8 protein-coding genes are annotated in these 12,298 nt (G+C 48.0%); 1 reads left to right on the forward strand and 7 read right to left on the reverse strand.

Annotation, left to right across the window (positions count from 1 at the left end):
* Window position 1: 1 nt before the first annotated feature.
* The 5 genes from rpsA to V3V99_10415 form a co-directional block, all read right to left on the reverse strand.
* Window positions 2–2,389, reverse strand: coding sequence for a 30S ribosomal protein S1 (gene rpsA, locus V3V99_10395; GenBank protein MEE9443061.1), 2,388 nt, complete (start codon window positions 2,387–2,389; stop codon window positions 2–4).
* Between the two features lie 110 nt (window positions 2,390–2,499).
* The gene (locus V3V99_10400) at window positions 2,500–3,060 is read right to left on the reverse strand and encodes a lysophospholipid acyltransferase family protein (GenBank protein MEE9443062.1); all 561 of its coding nucleotides are present in this window, start codon (window positions 3,058–3,060) and stop codon (window positions 2,500–2,502) included.
* 61 nt (window positions 3,061–3,121) lie between these two features.
* Entirely contained in the window at window positions 3,122–3,823 is a 702-nt protein-coding gene (cmk, locus tag V3V99_10405; protein ID MEE9443063.1) for a (d)CMP kinase, read from the reverse strand.
* A 159-nt stretch (window positions 3,824–3,982) separates the two neighbouring features.
* Window positions 3,983–4,771: a hypothetical protein gene (locus tag V3V99_10410; protein MEE9443064.1), complete on the reverse strand. Its 789-nt coding sequence runs from the start codon at window positions 4,769–4,771 to the stop codon at window positions 3,983–3,985.
* 428 nt (window positions 4,772–5,199) lie between these two features.
* Window positions 5,200–6,072, reverse strand: coding sequence for a hypothetical protein (locus tag V3V99_10415; protein ID MEE9443065.1), 873 nt, complete (start codon window positions 6,070–6,072; stop codon window positions 5,200–5,202).
* Window positions 6,073–6,332: 260 nt separating this feature from the next.
* Here V3V99_10415 and V3V99_10420 point away from each other — a divergent pair, with 260 nt between their 5' ends.
* A complete protein-coding gene (locus tag V3V99_10420; GenBank protein MEE9443066.1) occupies window positions 6,333–6,959 on the forward strand; it encodes a DUF3365 domain-containing protein in 627 nt (208 codons plus the stop codon).
* A 173-nt stretch (window positions 6,960–7,132) separates the two neighbouring features.
* On the opposite strand, the gene fusA is transcribed toward V3V99_10420, so the two are convergent.
* Window positions 7,133–9,211 carry an elongation factor G gene (fusA, locus tag V3V99_10425; protein ID MEE9443067.1) on the reverse strand — a complete coding sequence of 693 codons (2,079 nt, stop codon included), beginning with the start codon at window positions 9,209–9,211 and terminating at the stop codon, window positions 7,133–7,135.
* Window positions 9,212–9,506: 295 nt separating this feature from the next.
* On the reverse strand, window positions 9,507–11,930 hold the full coding sequence (locus tag V3V99_10430) for an ABC transporter permease (GenBank protein MEE9443068.1): 2,424 nt from the start codon (window positions 11,928–11,930) through the stop codon (window positions 9,507–9,509).
* Window positions 11,931–12,298 lie beyond the last annotated feature (368 nt).

The following is a 12,298-nucleotide window of genomic DNA, read 5'->3' on the forward strand; positions in this document are numbered from 1 at the left end:
TTTATTCAGCCGGTTTTTCCTCATCCGATTCCGAATCGGCTTCCGGTTTGGATTCCGGGACGTCTTCGGCAGTTTCTTCAGGGGGTGTATCTTGAGCTTCCGACGTGGTTTCGGCAGCCGGCGCATCTTCAGAAGCTGGCTCAGCTACTTCGGTCGGAGTTTCTTCCGCAGGAGCCTCTTCAGAAGTTGACTCGGCCGCTTCGGTCGGAGTTTCTTCCGCAGGAGCGGCTTCAGAAGCTGGCTCTGCCGCTTCGGTCGGAGTTTCTTCCGCAGGAGCGGCTTCAGAAGCTGGCTCAGCTACTTCGGTCGGAGTTTCTGCTACGGGAGCGGCTTCAGATGCTGGCTCAACTACTTCGGTCGGAGTTTCTGCCACGGGAGCAGCTTCTTCAACCTTTCCCGGTTCCGAAAGAGTTTCAGTAGTAACGGTCACAACGTTTCCGAGTGAGTCGCCCAGGCTAACGCTCGAAGTTGCGGCTTCCGAGATAAACTTCTCATATTCATCGCGGTCGCGCTTCTCGAAATACTCCTTAATCGACAGGACTATTTTTCTCGCGCCGCGATCAAACTCGATAACCTTAATCGGGATCTGAAGGCCATCGGTGAAATTCTCGGCGATTTTATCGTCACCGTCTTTGACCAGTTGATTGCTCGGAACAAATCCTTCAACTTCACCATCCAGTTCAACGACCAGGCCGCGATCCATGGAGCGCATTATCGTACCCAGAACTTCATTTCCGACAGCATACTTCTTGGCGTATTCCGGCCAGGGATCTTCCAGAAGCTGCTTAATGCCCAGAGAGACTCTCCGATTATCGGTGTCGATCTTGAGAATGCGAACCGCGATGATATCGCCCTTCTTCATAATTTCAGAAGGATGCTGAATACGCTTTGTCCAGGACATATCGGAGATATGAACCAGTCCATCTACGCCTTCCTCGATCTCAACAAAGGCCCCAAAAGCCGTCAGATTGCGCACCCGGCCTTTGACCACACTACCGATCGGATATTTCTCGTGAATCGTCAGCCATGGATCAGGTTCCATTTGTTTAATACCCAGGGAAATCTTTTCATTCTCCTGGTCAACCGACAAAACAACCGCCTCGACTGCATCACCCATGCTCATAATTTTGGAAGGGTGTTTGATATGCTGAGTCCAGGACATCTCTGAAATATGAATCAATCCCTCAATGCCTTTTTCCAGTTCAACAAACGCGCCGTAATCGGTAATAGAAACAACTCTACCCTTCACTCGCTTATTGATAGGATATTTCTCATCTATATTTTCCCAGGGATACGGAGTGAGCTGTTTCAGGCCGAGAGAAATCCGTGAAGTTTTATCATCAAAATCGAGAATCTTGACATTCAGGGTATCTCCCAGCTGAACCATTTCGGAAGGATGTCTCATTCGGCCCCATGACATATCAGTTATATGCAGAAGCCCATCGACTCCGCCGAGATCAATAAAGACACCGAAGTCGGTAATATTTTTCACGATTCCTTCGCGGACCTGCCCCAGTTCGATCTCTTCCAAAAGCTCATTGCGCAGTTTATCCCGTTCATCTTCGAGAACAACGCGGCGTGAAACGACAATATTCCGGCGGCTTTTATTGAGCTTGATAATTTTGACATCCATGGTCTCGCCAATAAGAGCGTCAAAGTCAGGCACTTGTCTCAGGGCGATCTGCGAACCTGGCAGGAAAGCATCGACGCCTATGACATCGACTACAACTCCGCCTTTAATACGACGCTTTATTCTTCCGGGAACTAAATCGCCGGCGTCATGAGCCACGCGGATGCGATCCCAGACGCGCATGAAATCGGCTTTTTGCTTTGAAAGAACCAGCTGACCTTTGCCATCCTCAACCGCTTCCAGAAATACTTCGATTTCGTCGCCGACTTTAATATTGATGTCTCCAACGAATTCGTTAATCGGGATTATGCCTTCGGATTTAAATCCGACATCGACGATGATATCATCGCGGGTAACTCCGATTACCGTCCCGGGGACAATTTCGCCCTCCTTGATATCCTGAAGCGTACCCTCATACATCGACATGAGCTCATCGAACTCTTCCTGGTTGTATTCTTTGGCTTCCAGATCGGTCAGGCGCATGGAATCAACTACTTCGGGAATAGCTTCGACAACCGGAGCAGCGACGCGCTCTTTGGCTTTTTCGGAGATTCTTTTCTTGCGAGCGGTTTCGACTTTTTCAGCTACCGGAGCGGTCTCGACAACCTGCTTAACCGTTTCCGTAATTTTCTTCTTTACCTTCTTAGTCTTAACAGCCTTGGTTTTCCTGGTGGTGGCCTTCTTGGTTTTGCTCAGCTTAACCCTATCACCTCCCGTCCTGGTAGATTTTTTTGTTTTGGTTTTTTCGGCTTCAGCCATTTCTAAATATCCTCCTTAAATATATTTACTCCCGAGCTTTGCCCAGGGGTATTGCTTTCATTATCGGCATGTCGATTGCTTTATTAAAGCGTCACATTCATTATCTGTTTCTAATTTCTACTTCCTCTATCTCGTATGTCTCCGATGCGAGTCATTACCATTCTGGCCAGTTCACGATATCCCTCCTTATTGTCAGGATATTCTTTTATCTTATCTACAGAAATTGGTTGACCGAATTCAATAATCATTCCTTTACGCCTGATTAACGCGTCTCGCATCTTATTGGTTCGCCAGGCATAGAGCGGTAAAATCGGAACTTCTGCTTTGCGAGCAATCATTCCGATTCCCGGTTTGGGTTTAAGAAATTCTCGGCCGTTTCCCCGGGTGCCTTCGGGAAACATAAGAATGGCGCCTCCTTTATTGAGGCTGTCATAGACCCGATTAAGAGATGTTGGATCATAGACGCCGCGGCGAACCGGAATCGTGTTCAGGCGGGTGATTATCCAGCCTAATATTGGTATGTCAAAGAGCTCTTTCTTGGCGAAGAAATGAATCTCCCGACGAATCATTACAGAAACAAAAGGCGGATCGAGATACGACTGATGATTGGACGCAAATATCAACGACCCCGACATCGGAATATTCTCTTCGCCGATAGCCCTCAGGCCCAAAAAACCCATTCCCAAATAGCGTACCAACGTCCAAATTGTTCTATAAAACCACTTCATATCATTAGGTGAACTGTTTCCTGGCAATCTGAATTATAGTCTCAACCTGTTCTTCAATAGACATGTGAGTGGTATCAACGACAACCGCTTCATTAACCTTTTTCAGCGGCGATGCTTTTCGTTCCGAATCATTCCTGTCGCGAGTTTTGAGGCTTTCTATCTGTTCTTCAATGGTCGTTGATTGCCCGTTGTGCATGGTCTCAAGAAAGCGGCGTTGGGCCCGCGTTTTTATATCGGCGTCGAGATAGACTTTCAAATCAGCCAGAGGAAACACAACCGATGTCGTATCGCGGCCCTCAACGACAATACTCCCCTTCTTCCCCATTTTCTGCTGCAAAGCGACTAAAATTTCGCGGACTCTTGGATGCACGGCTATGGCCGATGAACCACGGGTTGCTTCGGGTGTACGCATATCATTCGAGATATCCTCGCCGTTTAAAAAAACCAACTGCCCTTTATCGGGATGGTTTTTGAATTCGATTGAAATTTTTGCCGCGATTTGCGTCAGAGCGTTTTCATCATCAAACGAAACATTATGACGCAGGGCAAATAAGGCCACCGCCCGATACATGGCCCCGGTATCCAGGTATGTGAAGCCCAACCGATTTGCCAATTGTTTGGCAGTGGTTGATTTTCCCGAACCTGCCGGGCCATCAATGGCGATGATTTTTCCTTGAAAACTTAAGAGCTTAATTGGTACCGCCATAACAGCCCGACATAATAACAGAAATATATAAAAAAGCAAGGGTTAAATTTCGTAGCAAATCGGATATTTTCTTAACAAGGTCAACTAACCATTTTTTTCCACAGCAAGACTGCCGGCAACCGATAATATTTTATTTATCGAAACCAAAGGGTTTCCGATCTACAGACTTTTTACATCAACCTCATCAATCAGGCCATGAATCGAATTTAATCGAATTTTCATCGATCTGATGAGCGGGTAAATGGGAGCATCATCGAGCGTCAACTTGCTGCCCCACACGCTTTCAGGCACTAAATCTTTGGCGTAATCGCGGACCGCCTTATCCCAGGATTGCGCACCCGAAAAGGGATTTGGCATTTCGTCTGCATTAAGAAACCCAAGATACACAAGTACAACCGGGATGCCGAGAGTCGCGAGTTTCCAGCTCCACGCGAAGCGGTTACAGAGCTGGTAATGGTTTTCGTGAGATAAGTTCCAGCCATCCCGGACCTTGTTGAGACCGTCATTGGCCGCGTGAATGGCCTCTCCGATTCGTTCGAAATTCCTTTTATTGCTGGCGCCACAACGATCGTCTTGCTTCAACTCCTCATGATGTGCCTTAGCCTCAACCAGAAGTAAACCACATTTGCCATCAATAGTACAGGTGCTTGCGATATCCCAGTTTGGTGTCACCGAATTGCGCCTGGCAACGGCAAGCCACCACGACTTGAGCGCCTGACCATACGGATTTACATCGAGCAAACGCTGCGCATTGTGCAACTGGGCTTCTTTAACATCATCGAAGCCCTGCGGCATCCAGTTGTCGGTCGCCGCAACCAAACCCCACGGGGTGATCAACCTGGTCAACCGCTCGGCGACCTGCTCGGGAGCGCCGTGCGTTAATAGATGGCAACGCGGCTTACTACCAGCTCTTTGATTCGACTTCAGACTTTGCAATAAATTATTCATCGGTACAACCCCTTCTGCTTTGGCCCTGTACAAAACGCAGGTGTCCTACATCTTGCTGTGGAATTCGATTTATTGTCTCTATAATTCACATTATCTAAGATCATTTACCTCAGTGCCCCAAACGATACAATCCTGCAATAATTACTGCCTAAACCGCAGGGAGGTTAACTTACAAAATTAATAATGCCACAATTATATCTTAACGGCAAGATAAATTATGTTATCATGCTAGCGAAAGCTGGCTTCCATGCAGACTCATCGTCAACTGACAAACACAACAATTCTCCAAACGTAGTATGGATTCCCGACTCGTCTCCCGTGAAATGGGAGACTCTCGGGAATAACAGGGATTTAATCAGGACAACTCGATAGTTGTCGCTAATGGTTGAAGCCCGACGGGCTTCAGCCCTAAAGAACTTACGGCCGCGTCATCGGTTGGTTGGGAAAGCGGCTTCTACTTTAATACCGAAGACTCCACTTAAAAAATCATTCAAATCATCATCCAACGGAATCTGATAATACAGGGAAGGTCGGACCGGAAAATCGGTGATACCCATACCAATACCGACGAAATGGTCAAAGCGCTCCCCAAAATCATCAACATCACTGGTCACCGCGAAGACCCCCAGAAATTCTGCAAAGATAGCAACATTGGGCGCATCAAGCCCCATGGTCAAGCCGTAGTGCATCATTAATTCCGTATCATCATTATTATCGCCGGTCGGAATAAATAACTGCGGTCCCAGTTCAAATCCAAAGTATCCGCCGACATCCTCCGGCTCGCCGGTCAGCATCCAATAAGCGGCATTACCGCTGATAGTAAAAACCTCGGGTAAAATTCTCTGAGCCTCATACTCATTACAAATAAGGCCCATATAATGGGGAGCCCATTCATCTTTATCAGCCGTGGGAATGTTTACCCCAAATGAAAAAATGGTACCTTTAAATTTCTGAAATTCTTCAATCGGCTGATGATACTGAAAACCAAAATAAATATTACCAATCGCCTGTTTACTATCAATCGGATAAGGGGAATCATATCCTATACCGGAAAACGGGAATTTCAATTCGAGATTGATTTTAGGCGATACCGGCATGTTGACATATAAATCATACGTCCCGGTAAAAGTAGTAATATACGACTTGGCTTTATAATTCGGATGGAGAAAGCGAAAACCGACTTTTGTATTGTTTTCCGGAGGGGGCGTCGTTATAAATGTCTGTCCAACCGCTGATGACGCAAATACACAAAGAAGCATCAACAATAATGAGATTTGAACACAATCCGATTGTCTGTTCATAATGTGATTCCTTTCTTCCAACTATCTGCAACATTTTTACACTGCGAGGGGTGATCCCCCAAAGTAGAGCGATTAATAATAATTCATTTATCAAAAAACCGCAAGATATAATTTTGCATGTGCTCAGATGTGGACAGGCTGCCGCTCACATAACTCGTATATTTGACCTATTTATCCATTGCGTCATGTTTCGGGTGTAACTATCTTGCTACCCTAATACACTAAGCTGTCAACATAACTTCAGATAAGGAGGAAAACCCGTGCTCACAAACAAAATGTCCGTCAAATGGCTGGTGACGGCGGCTGTGCTGGCGATGGTAGTCCCAATAACTATGTCACTGGCTGAGCCGGAGAAAATGTCGAAACCGGAAACCGGGCAGAAGTGGCTGGACAAGAGCGGTGATGAAGAACTGGCCTATCTGCTGGTCAAGCTTGAGAAGCGAACCCGCGCGGTGATTGCCGGGCACTACGGTCGTATGCAGGACGGAGGCCCGGATGAAACTCTTGAATACAAAGAGACACTTATCCGAAACCGTATCCTGCCAGCGGCGGTGGCCGATCCTATCTTCGCGGAGGTAGTGCCCAAAGCTACCGGGGGTCGCGCCTGGGTCAGGATGGTTGTGCCCGAACCAAGGAATCCGAACAACATTGGTGACGATGTTGCCCTTGAAATACTGGCTGAGCTAAAACAGGGAGCCGAATCGGTCTGGCGCAACGCCGACGGCGCCGTGTATTACGGCGAACCGATTACGACAAAGCCGGGCTGTTTCACCTGCCATGGTGTACCGGCGGGCGAGGCGGACCCGTACTTTCCGCAGTACAAGAAAAACGGATGGAAGCCGGGCGAAGTGGTCGGGGGCGTGATCGCGCGCGTGGCGCCGGAGTAGTCTGACGAGCCCGGGCGATGTCGACATCTGCCTCGCACAGGCAAAAGCCTGTTTTTGGCTGTCGGGGATGTCATCCCTTTTTAGCTGTCGCGCGGTGTATCTAAAATATTTGGAATAAAAAAAAGGCGTACCTGCCGACGCGCCTTTGAAACTTCTTTGATTCGCCTGTATCTTTAGCTGTTTTTCTTTTCCCTTTGCTCTTCAATGACTTCTTCTTCGATGTTTTTGGGGAGCGGCAGATAACTCATAAATTCCATCGAAAAACTGGCCCGACCGCTTGAAAGCGTACGCAGAGTAGAGGCATATCCGAACATCTCCTTTAACGGTACTGCTCCATTTAGCTTTTGCGAGCCTTTTCTGAAACGACGAAGTCTCTCGATTTTGCCCCGGCGGCGGTTGATATCGGCAATGATATCGCCCATATATTTATCAGGAGTGTTTATTTCTATTTTCATTACCGGCTCCAGAAGCTGCGGTCCGGTTTTATGAATAATTTCTTTCAACGCCTGAACAGTACAAATCCGAAAGGCCATTTCGCTTGAATCAACATCATGATGCGAACCGTCGATGAGGACGAATTTCAAATCAACCATCGGGAATCCGGCCAAAAGCCCATCCTCGGCCGTTTTTCGAAATCCCTTCTCGACACCGGGAATATATTCTCTGGGAATATTTCCGCCCTTAATATGATTGATGAATTCCATTCCTTCACCGGGATTCGGTTCAATCCGAAATTCGATGTGCGCATACTGTCCCCTCCCGCCGGTTTGTTTTTTGTATTTATAATTATGCTGATACTCGGACGTAATCGTCTCCCGAAACGCCACCGCCGGTTCTCCGACTTTGACATCGACTTTATGTTCGGTTTTCAGCCGATCGACGATAACTTCAAGATGCAGCTCGCCCATCCCCGATATAATTGTCTCCTCGGTTTCCTCATCAAACCGGGCCGTAAACGACGGGTCTTCCAGAGATATTTTGCCGAGAGCCAGCCCCAGTTTATCCCGATATTTCTTGTCTTCCGGTTCGATCCGCAAATCAAGAACCGTTTCGGGGTAATGAATTTTCTCGAGAAGAATCGGATTTTCCTCATCGCTTAGCGTATCGCCGGTCGTGGTTGATTTCAATCCAATCAGCGCGGCGATATCCCCGGCTTTAATCTCCGTCATCTCTTTGCGGTCGCCGGCGTGGATGCGCATAATTCTCCCGACCCGTTCGCGTTTGCCACGAGAGGAATTGTAAATATAACTTCCCGCTTTCAACTCGCCCGAATAAACCCGGATAAAAGTCTGCTGGCCGACGTAGGCGTCATTTATAATCTTGAACGACAGCGCCGAAAACGGTCCATTGACCGAGGGACGACGGGTAATCGTCGTCTCGGGATCGTCAATATCGATGCCCCGAACGATTCCCCGATCAATCGGCGACGGCAGATAATTAACTACCGCGTCAAGCAAAAGCTGGATGCCTTTATTTTTAAAAGCCGAGCCACAAAAAACAGGCGTAATACAGTTCCCCAAAACGGCCGTGCGGGCGGCGCGCATAATATCTTCAGTCGATATATCCTGTTCGTTGAGATATTTATCCATGAGATTGTCATCGTAATCGGCCAGAGTCGCAATCATGCGGTCATGCAGCTCCTGAGCTCTGGGGAGCAAATCATCCGGAATGTCCTTTTCGACGCGCTGTAATCGGTCATAGAAAGTCGCCTTCATCGTTACCAAATCGATGATGCCCTCAAAATTATCCTCTTCCCCGATCGGCATCTGGAATGGAACGGCATTAGCGCCGAGCATCTCGTTCATAAGTTCAATGGTATGGAACATATTCGCGCCGGCGCGATCCATTTTATTGATAAACGCTATCCGGGGGACTTTGTACCTATCAGCCTGATGCCAGACAGTTTCGCTTTGAGGCTCGACGCCGCCAACGGCACAGAAGATCATGACGATACCGTCGAGCACCCGCAGGGAGCGTTCGACTTCGAGAGTAAAATCGATATGTCCGGGCGTATCGATAATATTGACTTTATGATCGTTCCAGTCGGCGGTTATCGCGGCGGATGAAATCGTGATGCCCCGTTCCTGTTCCTGCTTCATGAAATCCATGACGGCCTGGCCGTTATGCACCTCGCCCAGCCTGTGAATCATCCCCGTAAAAAAGAGGATTCGTTCGGTGGTCGTGGTTTTTCCGGCATCGATATGCGCGACGATTCCGATATTTCTAATCTTTTGTATAGTAGCCTGATCCATTATTTCCATTTCAAAAAAATACTTTCCGGTAATTAATCATCAAGTAAGGAGACCGGCGAAGATAATCATTTTTTTGAATTCGTCAAGCCTTATTTACACACTCGGGATGAATCTCTGAATATTGTTGAATAAATGACCTGATAATCAGTTCCGGCAACCTTATTTTCCTATGGAGAAACGGGTAATTAGGTAATTTGCTCCGGATTTTTCCCCTACAGCAAAGCCGTGGACCACTCGAGCTATGTTAGTTCAAGACAGGAAGCGAAAGTCATAATCCCGGCCCGTGTCCGCGCCATCATTCATGCTTCAACGCATCAACCGGATTCGCCCGTGCTGCATTTACTGCGCGAACACATATCGTGGCTCCAGCCAGAACCAATGTAATGACTCCCGCTAGGAAGAAAAGCTCAAGGCCGATCTGGGTTCGAACCGCGTACTCTTCCAGCCAGCCTTTGGCGAGCAAGTACGCGGCGGGCCAGGCCAACGCATTGGCAATAGCAACCAGGATTATAAAGTTCCGGGCAACAAGCCAGATTACGCGGGGGACAGATGACCCCAGCACTTTACGGATACCGATCTCTTTCGTGCGTTGTTCAACCAGGAATGACACCAACCCAAAAAGACCCAGACAGGCAATACCGATTGCCAGAATCGTCGCATAAGAAAAGATATCCTTAGTTCTCTCGATTGAGCCGAATTGCCAGTCGAAATTCTCATCGAGAAAGAAATAGTTGAAAGGTTCATCCGGAATGATTGACTTCCAGTTCGTCTCAAGGCCGGCAACCACACTTTCCACCTGGTCTGGCTCGAACCTGACTGTGATCAAGCTAAGTTTGTTATAATACGGCGGGTAATCAAGGTCGTTGCCGATATAAACTGGTTCGATGTTAGTCGCGACTGATCGTTGCGAAAAGTCCTTGACTACTCCGATTACAGTCTTGAGCAGCCATTCGTATTCTTCGGAAGAACTTTCTGGGTCAATCGACATAATCGTTTTTCCGATCGGATCGTCCCAGCCAAACTGTTTGGCCGCTGTTTCATTAATTATCACGGCATTGCGCTCGGACGCACCCGATTCTGAGGAGAAGTTCCTCCCCCGGACTATCTCCATTCCCATAATCGGAATGTAATTTTCATCCACATTCAGTTCCAACATGCGCTGTTCCTGGTTTCTTGGGTACCCTTCCGGAATCTTGCCGTTGGTTGGCCCACCCCAGCCCGGAATACTCGATGATGCCGCTGCGCCGACCACACCCGGTACGTTCGCCAGAGTATTCCTGACAATCTGGGGACTTACGGACGGGTTCCTTCCGATCTGAACAACCAGCACATTCTCCTTGTCAAAACCGGTATCCACATCCTTCAAGTGGGTGAGTTGCTGACCGACGATGCCGGAAAGGACAATTAGGGCACATGATGCCGTGAACTGACCGATGATCATGGCGTTACGAACTAATGTTCTTGGACGACCGGTTCTGGTCTGCCCTTTCATCAAGTTCGTCGGCGTAGACGATGAGAGAAAAAACGCCGGATAACTGCCGGCAATGAATCCTATAAAAAGCGTCAATCCCACCATCGCCGGAACCGTCCAGAAAGTCTCCACAGCCGAGAAACTGAGCTGCTCACCGGTTATCGCCGAGACATGCGGAAGCGTCAATTCTACCAACACCAAAGCCACCAAGAGTGCGATGGTACAGAGTAACATCGCCTCACCGAGGAATTGGATCATGATCTTACGTCGACCCGCGCCGAGCACCTTCCGCATACCAACTTCTCGAACTCGGGACATCGAATTGGCCGTGACAATATTCGCGAAATTGACACATGCTATGACCAAAATAATGAGCGCCAGACCAGTGAAGATATAAACGTAGAACAAGGGCCCAGTGTTTTGTCCGATGGGGCGCAGATATATGTCTCTGAGGGGATGAAGAAAGAGCTCGCATTTGAGGCCGCTGGCATCCATTTTCTCGCGGGCATATTTGTCAGTGAGATTACTAACTTTCGCAGTAAGGCTTTTATAATCGACGCCGTTTCGCAATAGCGCATAAGTTCTGAAATTGAATGACATCCAATCAGTCAGCTGACTTGAGGCCGGACCATCGGATGTGTATAGAGTGCTGAACGAACAGAGGGCCTCCGGTCTGAGATGAGAATTGGAAGGGATATTCTCCATAATGCCGGTGACGGTGTAGTCTGCACCATCAGCCAGTTTCAGAACTTTTCCAACCGGATCCTGGCTATCGAAAACCCTGGTCGCTGCATCTTCAGAAATCACTATCGAATGCGGATCAGCCAAAACTGTTTCAATGTTGCCGGTGATTAAAGGCCATGTAAAGACGTTGAATACCGATGGGTCGGCATAACTTATTCGGCTAATTCGGAATTTCTCACTTTCGTAGGCTATACTCGAACCTGGACCTCTGCCAAGGCGAACGGCATACTCCACCTCTGGAAAATCGCTCTTCAGAGCGTCTGCCGTAACCCCGTTACTGGAGCCCCACCACAGTTCTTTCCCATTGTCCTCAAATCGGGCACAAACCCGAAAGATCCGGTCGCCCTTATCATGGTAATTGTCAATGCTGAGTTCAGACCGAACATAGCTGAATATCATTATGCAGCCGGCAAGGCCAATAGACAGGCCTATAATATTGACAGAATTGTACAGCTTGTTCTTCCGGATCTGCCTGAAGGCCAGTTTGAAAAAGTGTCTGATCATCGGTGTCTCCTTTCAAATTCGTTCATGACATCTCAATTATCGCAGAAAGTGTCGCATCATCCGTCTATTGTGTAGAGGCAGATGCAAACCCACCCACCTAACTACTGACATTATTCTAGCAAATTTAATGCCAAATCGCTACGACGCTATAGTCCAAGTACTTAATAAAACCGAAATCTTCCGGCAGTGTTCATTTTCGCGCATAGAGCGTCCGTCTACGGACAAGGCTATTTATAGTATACGCGTTAGATGTCCATAACTGTCCGTAATCACCATCAAACTAATAGCAAATAGCTAAAAATGGACCGGTGGCCCACTGCAACTTGTTGCGGTGGGTTCCCGCACAGAGCATCTGCAATTACCCAACC

This window comes from Candidatus Zixiibacteriota bacterium (assembly GCA_036480375.1).
In the GTDB taxonomy this organism is placed as follows: domain Bacteria; phylum Zixibacteria; class MSB-5A5; order GN15; family JAAZOE01; genus JAZGGI01.

Coding starts and splice junctions, on each gene's coding strand:
- rpsA (MEE9443061.1), bottom strand. CDS start 2,389: ATGGCTGAAGCCGAAAAAACCAAAACAAAAAAATCTACCAGGACGGGA.
- cmk (MEE9443063.1), bottom strand. CDS start 3,823: ATGGCGGTACCAATTAAGCTCTTAAGTTTTCAAGGAAAAATCATCGCC.
- V3V99_10410 (MEE9443064.1), bottom strand. CDS start 4,771: ATGAATAATTTATTGCAAAGTCTGAAGTCGAATCAAAGAGCTGGTAGT.
- V3V99_10415 (MEE9443065.1), bottom strand. CDS start 6,072: ATGAACAGACAATCGGATTGTGTTCAAATCTCATTATTGTTGATGCTT.
- fusA (MEE9443067.1), bottom strand. CDS start 9,211: ATGGATCAGGCTACTATACAAAAGATTAGAAATATCGGAATCGTCGCG.
- V3V99_10430 (MEE9443068.1), bottom strand. CDS start 11,930: ATGATCAGACACTTTTTCAAACTGGCCTTCAGGCAGATCCGGAAGAAC.